Below are 22,494 nucleotides of genomic sequence, written 5' to 3'. Positions count from 1 at the left end.
CACCGCTATCCTTTCGGCCGAACCGCGCGCTCCATGCCCGCGCGCGCCGCGCGTGACAAGGGCCGCAAAATCGACTATGCGCGCCGCCAATCATGACAGTCAAAACGCTCCCCACCCAGCCGAAGGTCGGCATGGTTTCGCTCGGCTGCCCCAAGGCGCTCGTCGACAGCGAACGGATTCTGACCAAGCTGCGCGCCGACGGCTACGGCCTCTCGCCCGACTATGCGGGCGCCGATGTCGTGCTCGTCAACACCTGCGGCTTCCTCGACTCGGCGAAGGAAGAAAGCCTCGAGGCGATCGGCGAAGCGATGGCCGAGAATGGCCGCGTCATCGTCACTGGCTGCATGGGCAACGAGGCCGAGGTTATTCGCGCGCGTTTTCCCAACGTGCTCGCGGTCACCGGCGCGCATCAGTACGAGCAGGTCGTCGACGCGGTCCACGACGCGGCGCCGCCGACCCAAGGGCCGTTCGTCGACCTCGTCCCCGAGGGCGGGCTAAAACTGACGCCGCGCCACTACAGCTATCTCAAGATCAGCGAAGGCTGCAACCACAGCTGCTCCTTCTGCATCATCCCCGATCTGCGCGGCAAACTCGTCAGCCGCCGCATCGACGCGGTGCTGCGCGAGGCCGAAAAGCTCGTCACCGCAGGGACCAAAGAGCTGCTGGTCATCAGCCAGGACACCTCGGCTTACGGCGTCGACATCCGCCACGACCCGCGCCAGTGGAAGGGCCGCGAAGTCCGCGCCCATATGACCGACCTCGCGCGCGAACTCGGCCAATTGAAGACCAGCGAAGGCAAGGCCCCGTGGGTTCGCCTCCACTATGTCTACCCCTACCCGCACGTCGACGCGGTGATCCCGCTGATGGCCGAGGGGCTGCTCACGCCTTATCTCGACATCCCCTTCCAGCATGCGAGCCCGAGCGTGCTCAAGCGCATGAAGCGCCCCGCGAACGAAGCGAAGGTGCTCGAACGGCTGAAAAGCTGGCGCGCCATCGCCCCCGACATCTCGATCCGATCGAGCTTCGTCGTCGGCTTCCCCGGCGAGACCGAAGCCGATTTCCAATATCTGCTCGACTGGCTCGACGAAGCCCAGCTCGACCGCGTCGGCGCCTTCCGCTTCGAACCCGTCGCGGGCGCACAGGCGAACACGCTCGACAATCCGGTGCCCGAGGAGGTCAAGGAAGAGCGCTACCAGCGCATCATGGCGAAGACCGCCGCGATCAGCGCCGCCAAGCTCGAAGCCAAGATCGGCCGCACCCTGCCCGTCATTATCGACGAGGTCGGCGACGCGGATGAAGACGGCAGCATCGGCGCCACCGGCCGCTCGCAGGCTGACGCGCCGGAGATCGACGGCCATGTCTATCTGCGCGACGTCGCGGCGAAGCTGAAGGCCGGCGATATCGTCGACGTCGAGATAGAGGACGCCGACGAGCATGACCTGTTCGGGGTGGTGACGGACTGACGCATAAAAAGGGAACGGCTTTACCGTTTCGATGTTATCCAAAGACATCGAACAGGGGCCGTTCATGCGTATTTCGACGCTTGCCGCACTTCTATCGCTGGGGTTGCTGACCGCGTGCGACCGCAAGACCGATGTCGACCCGCCACCACGCGCAACCGACAAGGCGCCCTCGCCCACACAGACGTCGCTGATCGCAGTCCCGGTCAACGCCAGCACTGCCTCGCTCAAACAGGCGCTCGAACGCGCGGTGCCGAGGACGCTGTGGACGATCAACCGGCGCGAAGAGGCGTGCGTCCAGCCCCAGCGGGTCAAGGTCTTCGGCAAGAAGGTCAAGATGACCCCGCCAATCGCCTGCACTATCGTCGGTCAGGTCACGCGCGGGCCGCTGCGGCTGCGCGGCGAAGGCAGCGAGATCGTCGTCGACGTGCCGCTCAACGCGAAGATCAGCGCGCGCGATGTCGGCGGGCTGCTGAAGGGAGAAACCGCGACCGGCGCCGCGATGGCGCATGCGCGTATCCGCATCGAACTGACGCCCGACTGGCGGACGCGGGGCAAGGCGCAGATCAGCTATGGCTGGACCAAGGCGCCGGGGATCGATTTCCTGGGGCGCCGGATCACCTTCACCGACGAGGCTGATGAAAAGCTGAAGCACGTCGTGCGCGACGTCGAGCGCGAGGTTACCCAAGAGATCGCGAAAATCGACATTCGCGAACAGGCCGCCGACGTGTGGCGGCAAAGCTTTACCGCGCTCGAACTCAACCACGAGAATCCGCCGGTGTGGATGCGCGTCACGCCGCAGCGCATTCTGTACGGTGGCTACCGGATCGACGGCCAGCGCATCAACCTAAACCTAGGGGTGGAGGCGATCACCGAAAGCTTCGTCTCACGGCGCCCCGGCAATCCCGCGCCCACCCCGCTGCCACGCCTTGTCCACGAAGCGCCCAGACCACACCTCGACGTCCGCGTGCCGGTCATCGCCGATTATGCCCAGCTCCAGCCCGTCGTCGATCGCGCGCTCGCCAAACGGTCGAAACGGCCTTTCGACCTGCCCGAGCTTGGCTCGATGATGGTGAAATTCGGCAAGTCGACCATCTACGGCGCGCCCGGCGGGCGCATCGCCGTCGGCGTCGATGTGGAGGCGAAGCTCGCCAACCGGCCGGGCGCGCCGACGCGCGGACGCATCTGGATGACGGCGATCCCGGTCAACAGGCCGGGGTCGGCCGAGGTGCATTTTACCGATCTGTCGATCAACGGCGACACCGATGGCGTCGGCGGCGACCTTTTGATCGTCCTTGGCCGCAGCGCCGGCTTCGCGCCGCTGATCGCCGAAGCGCTGACGCAGAATTTCACCCGCGACCTGACCGAACTGCAAGGCAAGATTCGCCGCGCGGTCGACCAGCGGCGCGAAGGGCCTTTCGTGATCCGCACGCGTGTCGACCGCTTCGAGACTGGTGAGATCAAGGCTTATGGTAATGGCCTTTACCTGCCGGTGCGGATGGTCGGCGGGGCCAGCGTCGATTATCGCCCGACGCGATGATCAGAACAGCCGCGTGATCCCATAGAAGGCCGCCGCGACGAGCGCGCTCGCCGGGATGGTGATGAACCACGCCGCGACGACATTGCCCGCAACACCCCAGCGCACCGCGCTCGCGCGGCGCGCGACGCCGGCGCCGATGATGCTGCCGGTGATCGTATGCGTCGTTGATACCGGGATGCCGAGCAGGCTGGCGGTGAACACCATGATCGACCCGCCGGTCGACGCGGCAAAGCCCTGATGATGCGACAGCTTGGTGATCCGCCCGCCCATCGTCTCGATAATCTTCCACCCGCCGGAGAGCGTACCGATCGCGATGGCGATATAGCAGCTGAACGCAACCCAGTGCGGGACATGGAACTCGCCCGACAGATAGCCGGTCGAATAGAGGAGGACAGCGATGATCCCCATCGTCTTCTGCGCGTCGTTGAGCCCGTGGCTCAGCGAATAGGCGGCGGACGAAAAGAGGTGGAGGGTGCGGAAGGTGCTCTCCGCGAATTTCGCCGTAGCGCGGCGTAGAGCCCAGCTGCTGACCAGCATCACCAGCATCGCGAGCACCATGCCGAGCATCGGCGAGAGGAAGATCGCGATGACGGTCTTGTTGAGCCCGGTCCACTGGATACCCTCGAATCCCGCGTGCGCCACGCCCGCGCCGACGATCCCGCCGACGAGCGCGTGGCTCGACGAGGAAGGAATGCCCTTGAGCCAGGTGACGACGTTCCAGAACATCGCCCCGACCAGCGCGCCGAACACCACCGCAGGCGTCACCAGATCCTTGTCGATCAGCCCCGCGCCGATCGTCTCGGCCACCTTGTGCAGCGCCGGAAAGGCGAGGCTGAGGAAATAGGCGGCGAAGTTGAAGAAGGCGGCGAAGATCACCGCCTGAACCGGCTTCAGCAGGCGCGTCGCGACCACCGTCGCGATGCTGTTCGCGGCGTCGTGCAGCCCGTTCAGGAAGTCGAACGCCAGCGCGAGGATGACGAGGCCGACGAGGAGCGGAAAAGCGAGTTCGTGCATCGGGACGCCCCTCGCTTACGCGTGGTCGATGACTAGGCCGTCGATTTCGTTCGCGACGTCCTCGAAACTGTCGGTGACGCGTTCGAGATGGCGGAAAAGTTCACGCGCGATCAGGAAGCGCGTCGGATTCGCCTCGCCATGCTCGCGGAACAGGCGCTTGAGCCCGGCGGCGTGAATTTCGTCGGCGTGCCCTTCCATCCGCACCAGCCGCTCGGTGAGTTCGTGAAGGCGCGGACCGTTGGCGCCGATGTTGCGGAGCAGCGGCAGCGCCTCGGCGGTGAGGCGCGCGGCATCGACGATGATGCCCGCTATATCGCGCATTTCGGGCTCGAATTCGGTAACGTCATAGAGGTCGACCGCGCCCGCGGTCTTCTGCATCTCGTCGATCGCGTCGTCCATCGAGGCGATCAGGTCGGTAATGGCGCTGCGGTCGAACGGGGTCAGGAAAGTGCGGCGGACGGTCTGCAGCACTTCGCGGGTGATCGCATCAGCGTCATGCTCGCGCTCGATGATTTCCTGCACATGGTCGGCCATTCCCTCGCCGCCCTGCAGCATGCGCGACAGCGCATTGGCGCCGGCGACGAGCGTTGCGGCGTGGCTTTCGAACAATTCAAAGAAATTTCCCTGTCGCGGCAGCAAACGCTGAAACCATGCGAACATCCAGCTAACCCCTGTCTTGTCGGCTACATTATGGGCGACCCCGCGCGGCTGGGCGACGGCGCGGAAGCCGCTGTCGCCGAACGAGCGGATCAGCGCTTGCAAATCGGGCTCGTCGACCGCCGACGCGGCGTCACTGAACGAGAACCATTTGCGGTCGCGTTCGTCCATTTCCTTCCAGTCGTCGAGTTCGTTCGTCACCGCGAGAGGGAAGACTTCGACGTTGTACATGATCGACGCGCCGTTCGCGCGGCGCTTCCTATATTCATAACTGCCGATCGGCGTCGGGCAGACCGCGCCGATCACCCCCGCCTCTTCCTCGGCTTCGACCGCTGCGGCGGCGTGACGCGTCATACCGTTCAGCGGATTGCCCTTCGGCACCACCCAGCGCCTGGTCTCGCGCGATGTGATCAAAAGAATTTCGGTCGGACCGTCCTGCTGAGGTCCGCCGAATCGATAGGGTAGGACCGCGATCTGGCGCATTTAGATCAATCCTTTCCTATGGTTGGTACGGCGCGATGGCAGAATGATGACAATCGGGTTTCGCCCCTATGACAATAATGTGACAGCGACAAGGGGAGCGCCGCCGTTTCGGCCCCTACTTTCACGGCTGTCAATTCGATTGCAAAATGCAACGCGGTGCGTAAGCTGCCTCCCAAAGACAGATGGGAGACGAAACGATGGCAGGCACGGCGACGATGGAACGCCCCGTGGACGCAAAGGCTGCACCGGTCGATCAGGACGTGCTGATTGTCGGCGCCGGCATTTCGGGCATCGGCATGGCCGTGCATCTGCAGATGAATTGCCCGGACCGCAGCTTCACACTCGTCGAGCGCCGCGAACAGCTTGGCGGCACCTGGGACCTGTTCCGTTACCCCGGCATCCGTTCGGACAGCGACATGCACACGCTCGGCTTCATCTTCGAACCGTGGAAACATGAAAAGTCGATCGCCGATGGGCCGGCGATCCTCGACTATCTCAACCGGATCGTCGACGAGCGCCATATTCGCGAGCGCATCCGCTTCGACCGCAAGGTCGTCGGCGCCGACTGGGACAGCTCAGCCGCGCGCTGGACGGTCACGATGGAAGACGGCAAGGGCGCGACAACGACGACGACCGCGCGCTGGCTCTATCTCGGTTCGGGCTATTATGATTATGACGAGCCCTTCGACGCGCAGTTCGCGGGGCGTGAGGATTTTCAGGGACAGATCATCCACCCGCAATTCTGGCCGAAGGATCTTGATTACAAGGACAAGAAGATCGTCGTGATCGGGTCGGGCGCCACCGCGGTCACCATCGTCCCTTCGATGAAGGAAGCCGCGCACGTCACGATGCTCCAGCGCACGCCGACCTGGTATTTCATCCGCCCGGCGAAGGACGGCTTCGCCAATTTCCTGCGCAAATTCCTGCCCGAAAAACTGGCGTACAGGATCACGCGCTTCAAGAACGTCCGGCTGCAGGACATAGCCTTCCGCCGCGCGCGAGAGAGGCCCGAGAAGGTCAAGGAGTTCCTGACCAAGAAGCTGAAGGCAAGCCTCGGCGACCATTATGATGCCGAGGCCTTCACCCCGCCCTACAACCCCTGGGAACAGCGGCTGTGCCTCGTCCCCGACGCCGATTTCTTCGAGGCGATGAAGGCAGGCAGAGCGTCGGTGGTGACCGACCATATCGAGCGGTTCGATGCGACGGGCATCCAGCTCAAATCGGGCAAGCATCTCGACGCCGACATCATCATCACAGCGACCGGCCTGAAGCTTGCGGTCGCTGGCAAAATCCCGGTGCGTGTCGATGGCGCGCCCGTCCACTGGAACGAACATTTCTATTACAAGGCGTGCATGTTCTCGAACGTTCCGAACTTCTCGGCGGTGTTCGGCTATCTCAATGCGAGCTGGACGCTGCGGGCCGACATCGTGTCCGAATATGTCTGCCGCGTGCTCAACCATATGCGCGACACGGGAACGACGGTAGCGACGCCGGCGCTCGCCGATCCGTCGAGCCTCCAGGAAGAAAATGTCTTCGACTTCTCGTCGGGCTATATCCAGCGTTCGCTGCACATCATGCCGAAGAGCACGGCCACCCTGCCCTGGCGGCTCAGCCAGCATTATGTCCAGGACCGGATCGACATGCGGACCGGGGCGATCGCCGATGGCGTGCTGACCTTCACCAATGCGAGGGCGAAGGTCGCGGCGGCTCCAGCGGAACTCGAAGCAGCCGAGTAAGCTTTAGTCGGCGTGCTCGGGCTTGCCCTTGGTCGAGCCCTTGGCGAAATCCTCGAGTTGCTTTTCGGTCATGCTGTCGGCCATCTCTTTCGACGCGCCCTTGAGCTTCGACTTGGGCGTGTCGCCGCGCTTGGCACTGAGCGCCGCGCCGGCGGCTTTCTGCTGGGCTTTGGACTTAGCTGGCATGGTCTTTCTCCTTTGCCGCCCCGCTAACCATTAACGATCGTGCCGCCGTTCGGATGCAGCACCTGACCCGACATATAGCTGCTGTCGTCGCAGGCGAGGAACAGGAAGGCGGGCGCGACCTCATTGGGTTCGCCGGGACGCTTCATCGGGGTGCCTTCGCCGAACGTCGCAACCTTCTCCACCGGCGCGCCGCCGCGCGGGTTGAGCGGAGTCCAGATCGGGCCGGGCGCAACGCCGTTCACGCGAATCCCCTTTTCGACCAGGTTTTCGCTGAGCGAGCGGGTGAAGGCGGTGATCGCACCCTTGGTGGCGCTGTAATCGAGCAGGCCCTTCGATCCCTGATACATCGTCACGCTGGTGCAATTGATGATCGCCGACCCTTTTTTGAGGTGCGGCAGCGCCGCCTGCACCAGATAGAACATGCCGAAAATGTTGGTTGCGAAGGTTCGCTGCAGCTGATCTTCGCTGATATCGCGAATGTCCGCCGCCGGATGCTGCTCGCCGGCATTGTTGACGAGGATGTCGAGGCGACCGAGTTTCTCGACCGTCTGCGCGACGATTTTCTCGCCCATCCTGGGTTTGCCGACATCGGCCTTGATCGCGATCGCGCGCCGTCCTTCGGCCTCGACGATCGCGGCAGTCTCGACCGCATCGTCCCGGTTTTCGAGATAGACGAGCGCGACGTCGGCGCCCTCGCGCGCGAACAGCGCGCAGACTGCGCGGCCGATGCCGCTATCGCCGCCGGTAACGATCGCCACCTTGCCGTCGAGCCGGCCCGACCCCGGATAGCGCGGCTCCCATTTCGGTGCGCGGTCGAGATCGGCTTCGCGGTCGGATGGCGGCCTGGCTATCGTCTTGTCGCCCCCCACCTCGCGGCGCAGCTTCGCCGCCGCGCTCCGCTTGCCCTTCTTTTCTTTCGTGTTTTCGCCGACCTTGCCGGCCTTGGGCTGCTTCGCCATGGGCTTTTCCTTCGGTTCAGTTGATAGGGAGGAAATCGCGCGCGAACTCGTCCTTCACGACCTTGACGAGCGCGCCGGTCATCGGGAGGTTCACCTTGTAACTTCCCTCGGCATAGGCGCCGATTTCATAGGGCGCGATCGCGACCGTCAGCCGGTCGAGATACCGCCCGTCCGACGAGCCGAGCCACACCGTCTGCGCCGACGCCGGCGGGCATTTGGCAAAGACGCTGTCGGGCGCCTCCTCGATCCCCTTCGCCGCCTTCGCGCGTTTGATCCCGGCGCAAAAGGCATCGCGGACTACGGCATCGAAGGCCGCGCTGCTCTGGAAAAGGTCGAGCGGCTTCATCTGCTTGCGCCGGTTGCGGTCCCAGATCAGCGTGTCGAAGGTCTGCATTCCGTGGGCGCCGCCCGAATAGGTTTCGATCTCCGCCGACAGGCTGAGGAAGCGCGGCGTGCTGGTGACGCGCTGCCACGTCTGGCGGTGGCTATGTTTGCGGTAAGGGTAGCCATCCTTCTCGGCCGCGTCCTTGTCGCGCCGTGCCGCCGCGATCAACGCTTCGCGTTTTGCCTTCCGGTCGCCGTCGAGCGCTTTCGCCAGCTCGGGAATCCGCGCCGCCTCCACGGGATAGGCATAGGCGAATTCGACCAGTTCGTCGCTTTCGCTGACGTTCGATGCCGCCGCATTCTTCGCGGCCTCATCGGCGGCGCCTTGCGGCGGCGCGCCGGGCACCGATGCCGCGGCGACCTTATCCGCCTTCGTCGGCCGGTCTTCGGAACAGCCCGCCAGCAGCAGCGCGCCGGCCAGGATCGGGATGGCGTTTCGCCAGGATGTGTCGATCGTCATGCCGACATAACGCCGGGAATCGACAAAATATCCCGGGCGGCTTAGCACGGCTCTCATGATCGACTATTCCGACCTGATCCAGCCCGACAAGGGACAGGATGCCCGCCCGATCCATCTCGTCGACAAAAAGGGCTATGACGAATGGCTGAAGAGCCGCAGCGCGCGCGAACGCGCCCATCTGGCTGCGGTCGGTTTCAAACCCGACGCATTCGTCCATGCGATCCTGCCGGGCGACGATCCCGAAAAATGGGCAGTCGTCACCGCCGTCGCGAACGTGGAGAGCCTGTCGGCCTGGTGCCTCGCCAAGCTGGGGCAAATCCTTCCCGAAGGCCGCTACCGCCTCGAAGGCCAGCAACCCGGCAAGGCGCTGTTCGGCTGGATGAGCGCGCAATATCGTTTCGACACCTATAAATCGAACGCACCGGCGAAAGGCCCGCGCGCCCTGCTCACAACCGACGTCGGCGCGATCGCGCCGATGGTGGCGGAGATGCGCGCGGTCGCGCTCGTCCGAAACCTCGTCAACACGCCCGCCGCCGACATGGGTCCCGCCGCGATCGAGAAAGAAGCCGAGCGCATCGCCAAGGCGCATGGCGGCAAGCTCAGCGTCACCAAGGGCGAGGCGCTCGAACAAGGCTATCCGATGATCCACGCGGTCGGGCGCGCGGCGGCGAAGCATCATGCGCCGCGGCTGATCGAGATCATATGGGGCAAGGAGGATCACCCGCGCGTCGCGCTGGTCGGCAAGGGGATTAGCTTCGACAGCGGCGGGCTTGACATCAAGCCTGCGGCAGGGATGCGGCTGATGAAAAAGGATATGGGCGGCGCGGCGCATGTGCTCGCGCTCGCCGAACTGGTGATGGCGAGCGGGCTGCCGGTGCGGCTTCACTGTCTGGTCGCGGCGGCCGAAAACGCGATTTCGGCGGACGCTTTCCGCCCCGGCGATGTGCTCAAGAGTCGCAAGGGTTTGACCGTCGAGATCGGCAATACCGACGCCGAGGGCCGGCTCGTGCTGGGGGACGCGCTGACGAAGGCCGGCGAAGCCAAGCCCGAGCTGATCGTCGATTTCGCGACGCTGACGGGCGCAGCACGCGTCGCGCTCGGCCCCGACCTGCCGCCGCTCTTCACGAACGACGACGATCTTGCCGAGGCGATGCTCGCAGGCGGGATCGAACGCGACGATCCCCTGTGGCGGATGCCGCTGTGGGATGGCTATGCCGACCTGCTCGAAACCGATATCGCCGACCTTGGCAATGCGGGCAGTTCGCCCTTCGCGGGGTCGATCACCGCGGCCTTGTTCCTGAAACGCTTCATCCCCGACGGGGTGGCTTGGGCGCATCTCGATACCTTCGCATGGCGTCCCTCGGCCAAGCCCGGACGCCCGAAGGGCGGCGCGGCGCTGGGGCTGCGCGCCGCATGGGCGATGCTCCAGACGCGCTACGACCGGCGTGCGAAAAGCTGAACATTCTTGATAATGGAGGTCCTGCTGGTCTAATGGCCCGCGATTGTCCGCGCTCGGCGGACCTCGGGTTTCATCGGGACGGCAAGTGACAGTAGACAGCGGCGAACATTCAGCGGCAAATCGCGTGCGCATGGGGCGCCCCGGCACGGTGGGTGCCGGCCGCGACCGGTTCGGCCTGACGGGAACTTCGCAAGCCTTCGATCCGCGCGTCGTGGCGATCCGCCCCGACCTTGCCGACATCGCTATCGCCGGCACGCATTTCGCCCCGCATTATGCTGCGCCGATGATGCGGAGCGGCGTCCTCCCCGCCGCATCGCTGCGCGCGTCCCCGTCGGTCGATGCCGACCAGACGAGTGAATTGCTGTTCGGCGAAGGCTTTGCCTTGCTCGATCTCACCGGCGGCTGGGCCTGGGGCTATTGCCTCGCCGACCATTATGTCGGCTATCTCGCGGCCGAAGCGCTTGCCGCACCGATCGCGCCGACCCACCGCGTCGAAATGATCGAAGCTATGCTCCACAGCGCACCCGACGCCGCGAGCGGCGGCCCCGCCGTCCTGCCGCGCGGCGCGCTGGTGATGGGCGAAGTCGAAGGCGAATGGCTCGCAACCTCGCACGGCTACCTGCCGCTGGCCGCGCTCGCCGAAGTCGGCGCGCAAGACCGCGATCCTGCCGAACTGGCGGAGCAGATGATCGGCACGCCCTACCTCTGGGGCGGGCGCACCGCGAAGGGCATCGATTGCTCGGGTCTCGTCCAGCTCGTCTGGAGCGCAGCGGGCGTCCAGTTGCCGCGCGACAGCGATTTACAGCTTGCCGCCCTCGGCGCCGACAAAGATGTCGGTCCTTCGGCGCTGGCGCGCGGCGACCTCGTCTTCTTTCCCGGCCATGTCGGCATCATGGCCGACGGGCAGAACATCATTCATGCCAGCCGACGATGGATGGCGGTGAAGGCGGAACCGCTGGCCGAGGTCGTCGCACGCTCGGCTGCCAAGGACCATGATCCGCCGGTGAGCGGATATAAAAGACTGCGATAATCATGACACAGACGGTTTTCATCGACGGCGCGGCGGGAACGACGGGCCTCGAAATCGCCGAGCGCCTCGCCGGGCGGAGCGAATTTTCGCTGATCGCGCTTGACGAGGCACGCCGCAAGGATGCCGCTGCGCGGCGCGAAGCGCTGAACGAGGCCGATTTCGTCATCCTCTGCCTGCCCGACGACGCGGCGCGCGAAGCGGTGGCGATGATCGGAAACGATCGCACGAAGGTCATCGACGCATCGACCGCGCATCGCGTCGCCGCCGGCTGGGCTTACGGCTTTCCCGAACTGAACGCCGGGCAGCGCGCAGCGATCGCCGCCTCCACGCGCGTCAGCAACCCCGGCTGCTATCCGACCGGCTTCCTCGCGCTCGTCGCGCCGCTGGTCGCGACGGGCATTGTTTCCGCCGACGCCCGGCTCAGCATCAATGCCGTGTCGGGCTATTCGGGCGGCGGCAAGGATCTGATCGCGCGGTTCGAGGCCGAACCCGACCTTGGCTTCCGCAGCTACGGCCTGTCGCTCGATCACAAGCATGTGCCCGAGATGCAAAAGGGCGCGGGTCTGGCGCATCCGCCGCTATTCGCGCCGGCCGTCGTCCCCGTCTATCGCGGGATGCTCGTCGAGGTGCCGCTGAGCTTCGACGCGCCGGCCGCCGACGCGGTCCTCGACACCCTCACCGCGCATTTCGACGGATCCGAATTGGTGACCGTGCGGCGCGGCGACGAGAGCGAACTGCTGCTCGGCAAGCATGACGAGGCGACCGACCGGATGGAACTGACCGTATTCGCCGATCCTGCGGGCCGGCAGTTGCGCCTCGTCGCGCGGCTCGACAATCTTGGCAAGGGCGCAAGCGGCGCCTGCGTCCAGAATCTCAACATCATGGCGGGATTGCCCGAAACTGCGGGCCTGCGGCTGTAAACCCTAATGCACCGTGTCGAGGACATCCTCGACCGACAAATAGGTGATCAGTCGCTCGATCTGGCGCCAGCGCGCGAAATGGACGTGATTGCCGAGCGCGCGATACTGCTCTGCGCGCGCCGCTGCCGCGAACCCGGCTTCCTCGCCATGCATCATGATCAGCGCATGGGCATCCTCGACCGCGGCGCGATCAGAAAGAAAGGGTGCTGGCAGAAACATCGGCTTCCTGGTCCGTTACTTGGACTCCCCTCCTACGCGCCGCGCCTCACCGCCCCGTTCCCAACCGTGATGAACGATCGGGTAAGGTTAATCGCAAGCCGTCGCCGGTTAACCCTTAACCCGCCTTCGCAACCCCTTTGACGCCGCGCGCCGCCCGTGTAGACAGGCCGCATGCGCAAGTTCCTGAAATATGCCGCCCTCGCCCTGCTGCTGCTGCTGATCGCTGGCGGCGTCACGCTCTACATCATGTCGCGGCCCGACGTGGCGCGCTTCTCGACCGCGGAACTCAGCGGCCGGGTGCCGGTGATGGCCTCGCAGCGCACCGAGACGTTCCCGACGATCAACGTTCCCGAGGCGACGAGCTGGGCTGCGGGCCAGGCGCCGCGCGTCGCGCAGGGGCTCACCGTCGCGCGCTTTGCCGAGGGTCTCGATCATCCGCGCACGATGCTGGTGCTGCCTAACGGCGATGTACTCGTCGCCGAATCGCAGAGCCCGCCGCGCAAGGACGGCGGCGTTCAGGGCGCGGTGATGAAGAATCTGATGGGCAAGGGCGGCGCGGGACGCCGTCCGTCGGCGAACCGCATCACCCTGCTCCGCGACGCCGATGGCGACGGCAAGGCCGAGGTGAAGACCGCCTATATCACCGGCCTAAACTCGCCCTATGGCATGGCCCTCGTCGGCGACACGCTCTATGTCGCCAACACCGATGCGCTGCTCGCCTTTCCTTATGCCGAAGGCGAGACGAAGATGAGCGGCAAGCCGGCGAAGGTCGTTGATCTGCCCGCCAAGGGAACCAACCGCCACTGGACCAAAAGCTTGGCCGCCGCGCCCAACGGCTGGCTCTACATCGGCGTCGGCGCCGATTCGAACATCGGCGAAGCGGGCATGAACCGCGAGTTCCGCCGTGCCAGCGTGCTCGAGGTGCGGCCCGAGAATAAATATATGCGCACCTTCGCCGCGGGCATCCGCAACCCCGTCGGTCTCGCCTTCTACCCCGGCTCCGACCGGCTGTGGACCGTCGTCAACGAACGCGACATGCTCGGCAGCGACCTTGTCCCCGACTATCTGACCGACCTCGACGAGGGCGATTTCTATGGCTGGCCCTGGTATTATTGGGGCGGCTTCATCGACCCGCGCGTCGCGCCCGAGGGCGAGGATCGCCGGCAATATGTGAAGCGCCCCGAATATGGCCTCGGCGCGCACACCGCTCCGCTCGGCATGACCTTTACGGACGGCCTCGACCTAGGTGAACGCTGGGCAAACGGCGCGCTGATCGCGCGCCACGGATCGTGGAACCGCGAGCCCGCGACGGGCTATGACGTCGTGTTCGTCAAGTTCGGCGCGAACGGCAAGCCCGCCGACGCGCTCCCGGTCACGCTGCTCGACCAGTTCCTCGGCAAGGACGGCGAAACCACCCGCGGCCGCCCGGCCGACGTCAAGGTTGCAAAGGACGGCAGCGCTCTCGTCGCCGACGATACCGGCGGGGTGATCTGGCGGGTTGCGAAGGCGGGTTGAGTCCGAAGAAAATATCGTCATTGCGAGCGCAGCGAAGCAATCCAGGGCGGTTTACGCCATTCTGGATTGCTTCGCTGCGCTCGCAATGAAGGGCTGCTGGCGCGGGATCAAACCCGCATCGGCATCAGCACATAGAGCGCCGGGCTCTTTTCGCTCTCGCGGATCAGCGTCGGGGCGTTGGCGTCGGCGAGGTGGAGCTCGACATTGTCGCCATCGACCTGGCCGAGGATGTCGCTCAAATAGCGGGCATTGAAACCGATCTCCATCGCCTCGCTGTCATAGGCGGCGGCCAGTTCTTCGGCCGCGGTCCCGTTCTCGGGGCTGGTGACGCTCAGCGTGATGCGGTCCTTGTCGAGCCCGACCTTGACCGCGCGGGTCTTTTCGCTGGCGATCGTCGAGACGCGATCGACGCCTTGGAACAGGCTCTTCGGATCGACCTTCAACAGCTTGTCGTTCGCGGTCGGGATGACGCGGCTGTAATCGGGGAAGGTGCCGTCGATCAGCTTCGAGGTGAGCACGGCATGGCCGAGCTGGAAACGGATCTTGCTGGCCGACAGGCTGATTTCGACATTGCCCTCGGCCTCGTCGAGCAGCTTGCGGATCTCACCGACGCATTTGCGGGGCACGATGACGTCGGGCATCGACGCGGCGCCGTCGGGGCGCGTGACCGTATAGCGCGCGAGGCGGTGGCCGTCGGTGGCCGCAGCCTTCAGCACCGGGCCGCTCGCATCGTCGGCGACGTGGAAGAAGATGCCGTTCAGATAATAGCGCGTTTCCTCGGTCGAGATGGCAAAGCGCGTCTTGTCGATGATCTGGATGAGCTCGGCGACGGGCAGCTCGAAATTGGTCGGCAGGTCGCCCTCGGCGATCACGGGGAAATCGTCGCGCGGCAGCGTCGGCAGGTTGAAGTTCGAGCGGCCGGCCTTGACCTGCATCTTGCCCTCGGCGGCGGCCAGGCTGACCTCCGACCCTTCGGGCAGTTTGCGCGCGATTTCAAAGAGCGTGTGCGCCGACACCGTCGTCGTACCCGGCGTTTCGACCTTCGCCGCGATCGTTTCGACGACCTGCAGGTCGAGGTCGGTCGCCATCAGTTTCAGTTGGCCCGACGCGTCGGCTTCGATCAGGACGTTCGAAAGGATCGGGATCGTGTTGCGCCGCTCGACCACCGACTGGACGTGGCCGAGGCTTTTCAACAACACTGCGCGTTCGATCGTCGCTTTCATTCTAAATCTGCCATCCCTGTGTTTCGCGGGAGAAGTCCCTTAGGGACAGACCATCGGAGGCGATTCGCGCCCCGATTCTGGCCCCTGAAAATGCCCACCTTCCTTAACGCAAGCATCGCGACGTGCAAGCCATGCTTGCAAAGCGGCAGCAATCGCGCGAACGAGGCGCGATGCGGCGGCGGGCCCTCCTTTTCCTGATTGCGGCGGCGACGCCCGGAGCGACGTTTGCCGCCGCTCCCGCCGCGCTCGGCATTTTCGACGGCTGGGGCGCCTTCCGCGATCCCGGGACGCCGCGCTGCTATGCCCTCGCCGCGCCCGCCGCGACGATAGGCACACCGAAAGTGAAAGCCTATGCCAGCGTCGGCTATTGGCCCAGCTCGCGCATCCGCGGCCAATTCTACGTCCGACTGTCAAAGGCGCGGGCGCCGCACCGCGAGTTGCGCCTGACGATCGGCAGCCGCCGCTTCATCCTGACCGGCAACGGCGCGCACGGCTGGGCGAGCGACGCCCGCATGGACGCCGCGATCGTCGCGGCGATGCGGTCGGCGCCGAGCATGAGCGTCGAGAGCGGCACGCGCGATGGCCGCGCGATCGCCGACACCTATCGCCTGCGCGGCGCCGCAACCGCGATCGACGCGGCGGCGCTGGGATGCGCGCGGCTGCGCTGAGGCCGCCTAGCCCCGACCCAGCTTCGCAAGTTCGGCGGCGAGAAAGTCGAGGACCAGCCGCACGCGGGGGACGTGGCGCAGCCGTTCGTGCGTGAGCAGCCACAGCCCCGTGGTATCTTCGCTCTTTGGCGGGATGCAGCGGATCAGATCGGCTTCGCGGTCGGCCAGGAAGGCCGGCAGGACAGTGAGGCCCATGCCCGCACGCACGCCGGCGAGCAGACCGGACGCGGTGTCATATCGCATCACGACCGACTCCTCGAGCCCATATTGGCGCAGCCAAGCCTGATAGGGTTCCCACACCCCGCCGCCACCGCCGATGAAGGGATGGGCGGCGAGTTCGTCGCGCGTGTGCGGAATGCCTTGCCGGTCCGCATAATCGCGGCTGCAATAGACCGTCCAAGGATTGTCCGCGATGCGCCGCCCGACGAGGCCCGCGCCCGTCGGCTGCTTGCTGCTGCGGATCGCGATGTCGGCGGCGCCGGCCGCAAGATCACGCGGTTCGTCCGACGTGTCGAGATCGATATGGATCGCCGGGTGCGCGGCGCGAAGGTCACGGAGGATCGGCGGCAGGATGGTCACCGCGAAGATTTCCATCGTCGTCAGACTGACCGTGCCGCCTGCATCGCGCGACCGCGCGCCCGCCGCCTCGCCGAAGCGGTCGGCGGCGTCGCGGACGGCCACCGCGCTCGCCAGCATCGCTTCGCCCACCGGGGTCAGCGTATAGCCCGCCTGCCTTCGCTCGAACAGGTTGAGACCCGTCGCCGCTTCCAGTGCGGCGATCCGCCGGGCCACGGTCGTCTGGCTGACGCGCAGCGCCTGCGCGGCGGACAAGGTACTGCCCGTTTCCGCCACCGCCAGAAAGGCCTTGAGGTCGTTCCAATCATACATGACGCCTTGTGCGCCATAATCGCCTCCGCCTCATTCTGCAATTTTGCAGAATGAGGCGGCAACATCGTTGCTCCTGTCGTTCGCGCCGATCGATTATCTGACGATTCCACCGGCTTCCTCCCCTCCTCCCCGAGCCGGACGATGGAGACAGAAGATGCAAAAGCTTATGATCCTCGCTGCCTTCGCCACGCTTTCGGCAGCCCAGCCCGCATCGGCGCAGGCGATTCCCGCGAACCCGAGCGTCGCCGTCGCGCACGGCGACCTCGACCTCAGGACCGAGGCGGGCACCAAGGCGCTCGACCGCCGGATCTGGCGCGCCGTCGTCGCGGTGTGCGGAACGGCGCCCGACTATGACCTCGAAGGAAAGAACGACGTGCGCGAGTGCCGCCGCGACACCCGGCGCGTCGCTGCCGCGCAGGCCGATCTGGCGATCGCCAGCGCGACGCGTGACCAGAAAATCCAGGTCAGTTCGATCCGCAAATAGCGTCCGGGCCCCTGTTGCAGGGCCCCGATAGCCGGGGCGGCGATCCGGGCACGGTCGCCGTCCCGGCGTGCTGTCCGGTTCGGCGACGATCCTGTAAGGATGGTGATCGAATCCCCTTGCCCGCCCCTTGCTGATCCTTACATACAGGCGCACGATAATTTCCTGGATGATTGAGGTCGCCTTGCCATGCCCCGTAAAAGCCTGTCCGCCCCGCTCGCGCTGGTTGCCCTCGCCATGACTCCGGCGGCAGCACAGGCGGCGGAAGCCGCGGCGGCGTCGGCGCCTGCCCCGATGCTCGCCTATCCCGATACGGCGCGCGGCGACACGGTCGAGCCGCAGTTCGGCGTCGATGTCGCCGATCCCTATCGCTGGCTGGAGGACGACGTTCGCGTCAATCCGGAGGTCGCCGACTGGGTCGCGGCGCAGAACAAGGTGACCGACGCCTATCTCGACACGCTGCCCGGCCGCGACGCGTTCAAGGCGCGGATGACCGAGCTTTACAATTACGAACGCTTCGGCCTGCCGACCAAGGCGGGAACGCGCTATTTCTACAGCCGCAACGACGGATTGCAGCCGCAATCGGTACTCTATGTCCGCGAAGGGCTGAAGGGCGAAGGCCGCGTGCTGATCGATCCCAATTTATGGGCCAAGGACGGCGCGACCGCGCTCGCCGAATGGAACCCGTCGGAGGACGGCAAGCATCTCCTCTATTCGGTGCAGGACGGCGGCACCGACTGGCGCATCGTGCGCGTCAAGGACGTCGCGACGGGGCAAGACCTGTCCGACGAGGTGCGCTGGGTCAAATTCTCAGGCCTCGATTGGGCCAAGGACGGCAGCGGCTTTTATTATTCGCGCTTCCCGGAGCCCGAGCAGGGCGAGGCATTCCAGTCATTGAACGAAAATCACAGCGTCTATTTCCACAAGCTCGGCACGCCGCAGAGCGAGGATGTGCTGATCCACGCGACCCCGGACAAGCCCAAACTGAATAACAGCGCGGTCGTCACCGATGACGGCAAATATCTGCTCGTCATCTCGTCCGAGGGGACCGACGAACGCTATGGACTGACGCTCCATCCGCTCGGCAAGCGCGGCGCGAAGCCGATTACCCTCGTCGATGATTTTGCGAATAACTGGGAATATGTGACCAACGCGGGCACGCGCTTCACTTTCCTGACCAACAAGGGGGCGCCGCGCGGACGGATCGTCTCGTTCGACATCAAAAAGCCCGGCGAACTGACGCAGCTGGTCGGCGAGAATGACGCGACGCTGGTCGGCGCGTCGCGCGTCGGGGACCGCATCATCCTTTCCTACCTCGGTGATGCGAAGTCGGAGGCGCGAATGGTCGCGCTCGACGGCAAGCCGGTCGCGAACATCCAGCTCGCCGACATCGGCGCCGCATCGGGCTTCGGCGGCAAGTCGAGCGATCCCGAAACCTTCTACGCCTTTTCGAGCTATGCGCGGCCGACCACGATCTATCGCTTCGACACGCAGACCGGGAAGAGCGAGATTTTCGCGGAGCCCAAACTGACCTTCAAGCCCGCCGACTTCAGCGTCGAGCAGCGCTTCTATAAATCGAAGGACGGCACCGAAGTGCCGATGTTCATCGTGATGAAAAAGGGCCTCGAGCGCAGCAAGGGCTCGCCGACGCTTCTCTATGGCTATGGCGGGTTCAACGTGTCGATGACGCCGGCCTTTTCGCCGACGCGGCTCGCCTGGGTCGACAAGGGCGGCGTGCTCGCGATCGCGAACCTGCGCGGCGGCGGCGAATATGGGAAGGCATGGCACGATGCCGGCCGGCTGGACAAGAAGCAGAATGTCTTCGACGATTTCATCGCCGCGGGCGAATATCTGATCGCGCAAGGCATCGCGAGCAAGGGTCAGATCGCGATCGAGGGCGGGTCGAACGGCGGCCTGCTCGTCGGCGCAGTCACCAACCAGCGCCCCGACCTCTTCGCCGCGGCGCTGCCCGCGGTCGGCGTCATGGACATGCTGCGCTTCGACCGCTTCACTGCGGGGCGCTATTGGGTCGACGATTATGGCTATCCGTCGAAGGAAGACGATTTCAAGAACCTGCTCGGCTATTCGCCCTATCACAATATCAGGGATGGCGTTTCCTATCCGGCCGTGCTCGTGACCACCGCCGACACCGACGATCGCGTCGTGCCGGGGCACAGCTTCAAATATACCGCCGCGCTCCAGCATGCGAAGGCGGGTGACAAGCCGCACCTGATCCGCGTCGAAACGCGCGCGGGCCACGGCAGCGGCAAGCCGACCGACAAGATCATCGCCGAAGCCGCCGACAAATATGCCTTTGCGGCGAAATGGACCGGACTGGACGTCGAATAATGTCCTATACTCTCGCCTTCACCGCCAGCGATCCCGCCGAACGCTGGGCCGAGGCGGGCGACGCCGCCGCGGCGCTCGTTGCGGGCGAGCGCGACGGCATCGCCAATATGGCGAATATCGCGGCGCTGATCTGGCAGGCGATCCCGGACCTCAACTGGGCGGGCTTCTATCGTTTCGACGGGACCGAACTTGTCCTCGGCCCCTTTCAGGGCAAGGCCGCGTGCATCCGTATCGCGCTCGACAAGGGCGTGTGCGGCGCGGCCGCTCGGCTTCGCGCGACGCAGCGGGTGGAGGATGTCCACGCCTTTCCCGGCCATATCGCGTGCGATGCCGACAGCCGTAGCGAGCTTGTCGTCCCGGTAATCGCAAACGACCGGCTGGTCGGCGTGCTCGACCTCGACAGCCCGCTCCCGGCGCGCTTCACCGCCGCCGATCAGGCGGGTGCCGAGGCACTGGTGGCACGCATAGCGGCATCACTCGCCGGCTGAACCCGCCCCAAATCGGGACAGATACTTCACGGTTAACGGATTCGCGAACAGACGCCATTTTTGCTAACAAGTTGTTAACCAATCGGTTCGGGCCGAGGGAACAGGGAGCAAATCATGCGCACGTTCGTGTTGTTGGGGCTGGCCGCGGGGTCGTTGTTACTGGCGGGCCATGCGCGCGCCGAACAACCGGCGCTCGACTATGGCGTTCCCGCCGATCCCGATACACGCGTCTACACCGGCTATCCCGACCGCGTGCCGAGCGAGGTGGAATATCGCCGCGTCGATGGCAGCTATGACGCCGAGGGTCGCTGGACCGGTACCTGGGACGGCACTTACGAAGCGCCCGACGGACGTCGTTACGAAGGCCGGTACGAGGGCACGATAGAGGGGTATGGCGCCGGCTATCCGCCGCCACCTGCCTATGATCCATATTATAGCGGCGGGTACGACCCGCATTATGAAGCGGAGATGGAACGCCGCTGTGGCCGGGGGGGCACAGTGGGCGGCGCGGTTGTCGGCGGGCTCGTGGGGGGCATCGCCGGCAACCGCATTGCCGGGCGCGGCGACCGCGCCGCGGGCACGCTGATCGGCGCCGGAGTCGGCGCGCTCGCCGGCTCGGCAGTCGGAAGCGCCGCGGACAAGCGGAAATGCGACGAATGGTGGTCGAGCCGCAGCGCTCGCTATCAAGGCGGCCATTATCAGGGCGGTTATGGCCCCAGCGGCTATTCGACCACCTACCGGCATGGCGGTTATGGTTATAGCTATGGTTATTATACGCCCGGCGTCGTCGTCACGACGATCATCAACGGACCGCCGATCGTGACCGAGACGGTCGAGACATCGACGCGTACCTATTATGAAAATGTCCCGGTGCGGAAACGCTATGTGGCGAAGAAGAAATGGAAGCCGAAACCCAAGCCGGTGCCGCGCTGCGTGTGCTGAGAGTCAAGGAATAGGTCTGGTCACCTATAACTGGTCCCAAGGCCCGTCATCCACCGGATGGCGGGCCTTTTTCATGGGACTCGCCTCGCCTTGCGACAGCAACGGTTCACCGCCGCGAAAGCATCGCGCGCCTAGCATGACCATATGCGAGCCGGACCGTCCGGAGCTCGCCACAGGGGAGTTTCCCTCAATGCGCAAACTGACCAGCCTTGCGACCGCGGCCGCAATCGTCCTGACCTCGGTCGGCTTCAGTGCGACACCCGCCGAAGCGCGCGGGCGCCATGGCGGCTGGGGCTATCGCCATCACGACCGGATCAGCACCGGCGACGTGCTCGGCGGGCTGCTGATTATCGGGACGATCGCCGCGATCGCCAGCGCCGCGAGCAAGGACCGGCGCGAGCGGGCGCCCGATTACCGGTACGATCCGCCATATCGGGAAGACGAGCGATATGAGGTGCCCCGTTACGAACCCGACTCTCAGGACGACGACGCAACGCGCGGCGTTTATGGCCGGGGCGAAACCGAAAGCCGCGCCGCCGACGCATGCAGCTGGGCGGTCGAAGGCGAGATGGGCAATGACGCGCGCGTCGACAGCATCACCGGAGCCGAATCCAACAACGGCGGCTGGTATGTCACCGGCACGGCTTCGCGCCTTGGCGGCGAGGTACGGAGCTTCGGCTGCAGCTATCAAAACGGACGCGTCGTCGATGTCAGTTTCGGCTGACCGGATCGAGGACCGGCAATAGGCCTCTCGCCCGCGGCGAGGGGCCTTTTCCTTTATGAACGCCAGCAAAACCCAGGCTGAACGCCAGATAAGCACCCAGTTCAGGGCCGCGTCACCGCCGAATCGGTAAACCATCCTCAACAGGCCGCGACACGCCGCCTGCGCTTGTTTGAGGAGACCGAACCATGGCTATCAAGACGAACCTTACCAGGGCCGCAGTTGGTGCGGCCACCGCCGGCGCGATGCTGATGAGCGCCGCCCCCGCCGCCGCGCGCGACCGTTATGATCGCGACGGCATCAGCGCAGGCGAAATCATCGCCGGCGCCGTCGTGCTCGGCGGCCTCGCGGCGATCTTGTCGAGCAACAACGACCGCTATGACCGCTACGACGACCGTTATCGCGGCCGATATAACGACCCGCGCTACGGCTATGGCTATGACTATAACCGTTATGGCAACAGCCGCAGCGCGGTCGGTCAGTGCGTCAACGCCGTCGAGCGCGGCAGCCGCCGCTATGGCCGCACCGACGTCACCCAGGTGACGGACATCGACCGCAAGCGCGACGGCTATCGCGTCAAGGGCCGCGTGGTCGTCAATGACGGCTGGCGGGGCCGCTGGGGTCGCGGCGGGTCGTATGACAAGGGCAAGTTCACCTGCGACATCCGCTATGGCCGCATTCACGACATTCGCTTCTCGGGCCTGCGCTAACA

22 protein-coding genes are annotated in these 22,494 nt (G+C 65.3%); 14 read left to right on the top strand and 8 right to left on the bottom strand.

Annotated elements, in window-relative coordinates; genetic code table 11:
* The first annotated feature begins 92 nt into the window (after positions 1 to 92).
* On the top strand, positions 93 to 1,463 hold the full coding sequence (gene rimO / locus HDC29_RS05535) for a 30S ribosomal protein S12 methylthiotransferase RimO (RefSeq protein WP_179495194.1): 1,371 nt from the start codon (positions 93 to 95) through the stop codon (positions 1,461 to 1,463).
* A gap of 64 nt (positions 1,464 to 1,527) precedes the next feature.
* Complete coding sequence (locus tag HDC29_RS05530; protein WP_179495192.1) at positions 1,528 to 3,000, top strand: DUF4403 family protein; 1,473 nt, start codon at positions 1,528 to 1,530, stop codon at positions 2,998 to 3,000.
* Here HDC29_RS05530 and HDC29_RS05525 read toward each other — a convergent pair whose 3' ends face one another.
* Positions 3,001 to 4,014, bottom strand: a complete 1,014-nt coding sequence (locus HDC29_RS05525) for an inorganic phosphate transporter (RefSeq protein ID WP_179495190.1) — start codon at positions 4,012 to 4,014, stop codon at positions 3,001 to 3,003. It abuts the gene before it with no gap.
* 15 nt (positions 4,015 to 4,029) lie between these two features.
* Positions 4,030 to 5,154, bottom strand: a complete 1,125-nt coding sequence (locus tag HDC29_RS05520; protein ID WP_179495188.1) for a DUF47 family protein — start codon at positions 5,152 to 5,154, stop codon at positions 4,030 to 4,032.
* Positions 5,155 to 5,351: 197 nt separating this feature from the next.
* Here HDC29_RS05520 and HDC29_RS05515 point away from each other — a divergent pair, with 197 nt between their 5' ends.
* Positions 5,352 to 6,890 (top strand): NAD(P)/FAD-dependent oxidoreductase, encoded by a 1,539-nt coding sequence (locus HDC29_RS05515; RefSeq protein WP_257018056.1) that lies wholly within the window; start codon positions 5,352 to 5,354, stop codon positions 6,888 to 6,890.
* 3 nt (positions 6,891 to 6,893) lie between these two features.
* Here HDC29_RS05515 and HDC29_RS05510 read toward each other — a convergent pair whose 3' ends face one another.
* Genes HDC29_RS05510 through HDC29_RS05500 form a run of 3 tightly spaced genes read right to left on the bottom strand, consistent with a single transcriptional unit; the run spans position 6,894 to position 8,879 of the window.
* On the bottom strand, positions 6,894 to 7,076 hold the full coding sequence (locus tag HDC29_RS05510) for a DUF3008 family protein (RefSeq protein ID WP_179495186.1): 183 nt from the start codon (positions 7,074 to 7,076) through the stop codon (positions 6,894 to 6,896).
* A gap of 23 nt (positions 7,077 to 7,099) precedes the next feature.
* Positions 7,100 to 8,035: an SDR family oxidoreductase gene (locus HDC29_RS05505; protein WP_179495184.1), complete on the bottom strand. Its 936-nt coding sequence runs from the start codon at positions 8,033 to 8,035 to the stop codon at positions 7,100 to 7,102.
* A gap of 16 nt (positions 8,036 to 8,051) precedes the next feature.
* Positions 8,052 to 8,879, bottom strand: coding sequence for a DUF4163 domain-containing protein (locus tag HDC29_RS05500; RefSeq protein WP_179495182.1), 828 nt, complete (start codon positions 8,877 to 8,879; stop codon positions 8,052 to 8,054).
* Positions 8,880 to 8,934: 55 nt separating this feature from the next.
* On the opposite strand from HDC29_RS05500, the gene HDC29_RS05495 reads away from it, so the two are divergent.
* The 3 genes from HDC29_RS05495 (at position 8,935) to argC (ending at position 12,288) form a co-directional block, all read left to right on the top strand.
* Positions 8,935 to 10,338 (top strand): M17 family metallopeptidase, encoded by a 1,404-nt coding sequence (locus HDC29_RS05495; RefSeq protein WP_179495180.1) that lies wholly within the window; start codon positions 8,935 to 8,937, stop codon positions 10,336 to 10,338.
* Between the two features lie 85 nt (positions 10,339 to 10,423).
* Positions 10,424 to 11,368, top strand: a complete 945-nt coding sequence (locus HDC29_RS05490; protein ID WP_373562761.1) for a C40 family peptidase — start codon at positions 10,424 to 10,426, stop codon at positions 11,366 to 11,368.
* A 2-nt stretch (positions 11,369 to 11,370) separates the two neighbouring features.
* Positions 11,371 to 12,288, top strand: a complete 918-nt coding sequence (gene argC, locus HDC29_RS05485) for an N-acetyl-gamma-glutamyl-phosphate reductase (RefSeq protein ID WP_179495178.1) — start codon at positions 11,371 to 11,373, stop codon at positions 12,286 to 12,288.
* Positions 12,289 to 12,291: 3 nt separating this feature from the next.
* Here argC and HDC29_RS05480 read toward each other — a convergent pair whose 3' ends face one another.
* Positions 12,292 to 12,507, bottom strand: coding sequence for a hypothetical protein (locus HDC29_RS05480; protein WP_179495176.1), 216 nt, complete (start codon positions 12,505 to 12,507; stop codon positions 12,292 to 12,294).
* A gap of 171 nt (positions 12,508 to 12,678) precedes the next feature.
* On the opposite strand from HDC29_RS05480, the gene HDC29_RS05475 reads away from it, so the two are divergent.
* Entirely contained in the window at positions 12,679 to 14,022 is a 1,344-nt protein-coding gene (locus HDC29_RS05475) for a sorbosone dehydrogenase family protein (RefSeq protein ID WP_179495174.1), read from the top strand.
* A gap of 107 nt (positions 14,023 to 14,129) precedes the next feature.
* Here HDC29_RS05475 and dnaN read toward each other — a convergent pair whose 3' ends face one another.
* Entirely contained in the window at positions 14,130 to 15,245 is a 1,116-nt protein-coding gene (gene dnaN / locus HDC29_RS05470; RefSeq protein ID WP_179495172.1) for a DNA polymerase III subunit beta, read from the bottom strand.
* A 170-nt stretch (positions 15,246 to 15,415) separates the two neighbouring features.
* On the opposite strand from dnaN, the gene HDC29_RS05465 reads away from it, so the two are divergent.
* Entirely contained in the window at positions 15,416 to 15,913 is a 498-nt protein-coding gene (locus tag HDC29_RS05465; protein WP_179495170.1) for a hypothetical protein, read from the top strand.
* 6 nt (positions 15,914 to 15,919) lie between these two features.
* On the opposite strand, the gene HDC29_RS05460 is transcribed toward HDC29_RS05465, so the two are convergent.
* Positions 15,920 to 16,801 (bottom strand): LysR family transcriptional regulator, encoded by an 882-nt coding sequence (locus HDC29_RS05460; protein ID WP_179495167.1) that lies wholly within the window; start codon positions 16,799 to 16,801, stop codon positions 15,920 to 15,922.
* 154 nt (positions 16,802 to 16,955) lie between these two features.
* Between HDC29_RS05460 and HDC29_RS05455 the strand changes: the two genes are divergently transcribed.
* The 6 genes from HDC29_RS05455 (at position 16,956) to HDC29_RS05430 (ending at position 22,492) form a co-directional block, all read left to right on the top strand.
* The gene (locus tag HDC29_RS05455) at positions 16,956 to 17,285 is read left to right on the top strand and encodes a UrcA family protein (RefSeq protein WP_179495165.1); all 330 of its coding nucleotides are present in this window, start codon (positions 16,956 to 16,958) and stop codon (positions 17,283 to 17,285) included.
* A 186-nt stretch (positions 17,286 to 17,471) separates the two neighbouring features.
* A complete protein-coding gene (locus HDC29_RS05450) occupies positions 17,472 to 19,631 on the top strand; it encodes a prolyl oligopeptidase family protein (RefSeq protein ID WP_179495163.1) in 2,160 nt (719 codons plus the stop codon).
* Positions 19,631 to 20,119, top strand: a complete 489-nt coding sequence (locus HDC29_RS05445; RefSeq protein WP_179495161.1) for a GAF domain-containing protein — start codon at positions 19,631 to 19,633, stop codon at positions 20,117 to 20,119. Before HDC29_RS05450 ends, HDC29_RS05445 begins: the two co-directional genes overlap by 1 nt.
* A 114-nt stretch (positions 20,120 to 20,233) precedes the next feature.
* Positions 20,234 to 21,061: a glycine zipper domain-containing protein gene (locus tag HDC29_RS05440; protein ID WP_179495159.1), complete on the top strand. Its 828-nt coding sequence runs from the start codon at positions 20,234 to 20,236 to the stop codon at positions 21,059 to 21,061.
* 190 nt (positions 21,062 to 21,251) lie between these two features.
* Positions 21,252 to 21,785 carry a hypothetical protein gene (locus HDC29_RS05435; RefSeq protein ID WP_179495150.1) on the top strand — a complete coding sequence of 178 codons (534 nt, stop codon included), beginning with the start codon at positions 21,252 to 21,254 and terminating at the stop codon, positions 21,783 to 21,785.
* Positions 21,786 to 21,970: 185 nt separating this feature from the next.
* Complete coding sequence (locus HDC29_RS05430; protein ID WP_179495148.1) at positions 21,971 to 22,492, top strand: hypothetical protein; 522 nt, start codon at positions 21,971 to 21,973, stop codon at positions 22,490 to 22,492.
* The last annotated feature ends 2 nt before the right edge of the window (positions 22,493 to 22,494 follow it).

This window comes from Sphingopyxis sp. JAI108 (assembly GCF_013410105.1).
Taxonomy (GTDB): domain Bacteria; phylum Pseudomonadota; class Alphaproteobacteria; order Sphingomonadales; family Sphingomonadaceae; genus Sphingopyxis; species Sphingopyxis chilensis.
The sequence above is the reverse complement of the archived record's forward strand: the minus strand, read 5'-3'. Positions and strand labels throughout refer to the sequence as shown.

Bases quoted from the DNA above. Each gene is read 5' to 3' on its own strand.
- HDC29_RS05500 (WP_179495182.1), bottom strand. From the start codon at position 8,879: ATGACGATCGACACATCCTGGCGAAACGCCATCCCGATCCTGGCCGGC.
- HDC29_RS05465 (WP_179495170.1), top strand. From the start codon at position 15,416: ATGCGGCGGCGGGCCCTCCTTTTCCTGATTGCGGCGGCGACGCCCGGA.
- HDC29_RS05435 (WP_179495150.1), top strand. From the start codon at position 21,252: ATGCGCAAACTGACCAGCCTTGCGACCGCGGCCGCAATCGTCCTGACC.
- HDC29_RS05530 (WP_179495192.1), top strand. From the start codon at position 1,528: ATGCGTATTTCGACGCTTGCCGCACTTCTATCGCTGGGGTTGCTGACC.
- rimO (WP_179495194.1), top strand. From the start codon at position 93: ATGACAGTCAAAACGCTCCCCACCCAGCCGAAGGTCGGCATGGTTTCG.
- HDC29_RS05520 (WP_179495188.1), bottom strand. From the start codon at position 5,154: ATGCGCCAGATCGCGGTCCTACCCTATCGATTCGGCGGACCTCAGCAG.
- HDC29_RS05455 (WP_179495165.1), top strand. From the start codon at position 16,956: ATGCAAAAGCTTATGATCCTCGCTGCCTTCGCCACGCTTTCGGCAGCC.
- HDC29_RS05445 (WP_179495161.1), top strand. From the start codon at position 19,631: ATGTCCTATACTCTCGCCTTCACCGCCAGCGATCCCGCCGAACGCTGG.
- HDC29_RS05480 (WP_179495176.1), bottom strand. From the start codon at position 12,507: ATGTTTCTGCCAGCACCCTTTCTTTCTGATCGCGCCGCGGTCGAGGAT.
- dnaN (WP_179495172.1), bottom strand. From the start codon at position 15,245: ATGAAAGCGACGATCGAACGCGCAGTGTTGTTGAAAAGCCTCGGCCAC.
- HDC29_RS05495 (WP_179495180.1), top strand. From the start codon at position 8,935: ATGATCGACTATTCCGACCTGATCCAGCCCGACAAGGGACAGGATGCC.
- HDC29_RS05430 (WP_179495148.1), top strand. From the start codon at position 21,971: ATGGCTATCAAGACGAACCTTACCAGGGCCGCAGTTGGTGCGGCCACC.
- HDC29_RS05510 (WP_179495186.1), bottom strand. From the start codon at position 7,076: ATGCCAGCTAAGTCCAAAGCCCAGCAGAAAGCCGCCGGCGCGGCGCTC.
- HDC29_RS05440 (WP_179495159.1), top strand. From the start codon at position 20,234: ATGCGCACGTTCGTGTTGTTGGGGCTGGCCGCGGGGTCGTTGTTACTG.
- argC (WP_179495178.1), top strand. From the start codon at position 11,371: ATGACACAGACGGTTTTCATCGACGGCGCGGCGGGAACGACGGGCCTC.
- HDC29_RS05515 (WP_257018056.1), top strand. From the start codon at position 5,352: ATGGCAGGCACGGCGACGATGGAACGCCCCGTGGACGCAAAGGCTGCA.
- HDC29_RS05450 (WP_179495163.1), top strand. From the start codon at position 17,472: ATGCCCCGTAAAAGCCTGTCCGCCCCGCTCGCGCTGGTTGCCCTCGCC.
- HDC29_RS05525 (WP_179495190.1), bottom strand. From the start codon at position 4,014: ATGCACGAACTCGCTTTTCCGCTCCTCGTCGGCCTCGTCATCCTCGCG.
- HDC29_RS05460 (WP_179495167.1), bottom strand. From the start codon at position 16,801: ATGTATGATTGGAACGACCTCAAGGCCTTTCTGGCGGTGGCGGAAACG.
- HDC29_RS05475 (WP_179495174.1), top strand. From the start codon at position 12,679: ATGCGCAAGTTCCTGAAATATGCCGCCCTCGCCCTGCTGCTGCTGCTG.
- HDC29_RS05505 (WP_179495184.1), bottom strand. From the start codon at position 8,035: ATGGCGAAGCAGCCCAAGGCCGGCAAGGTCGGCGAAAACACGAAAGAA.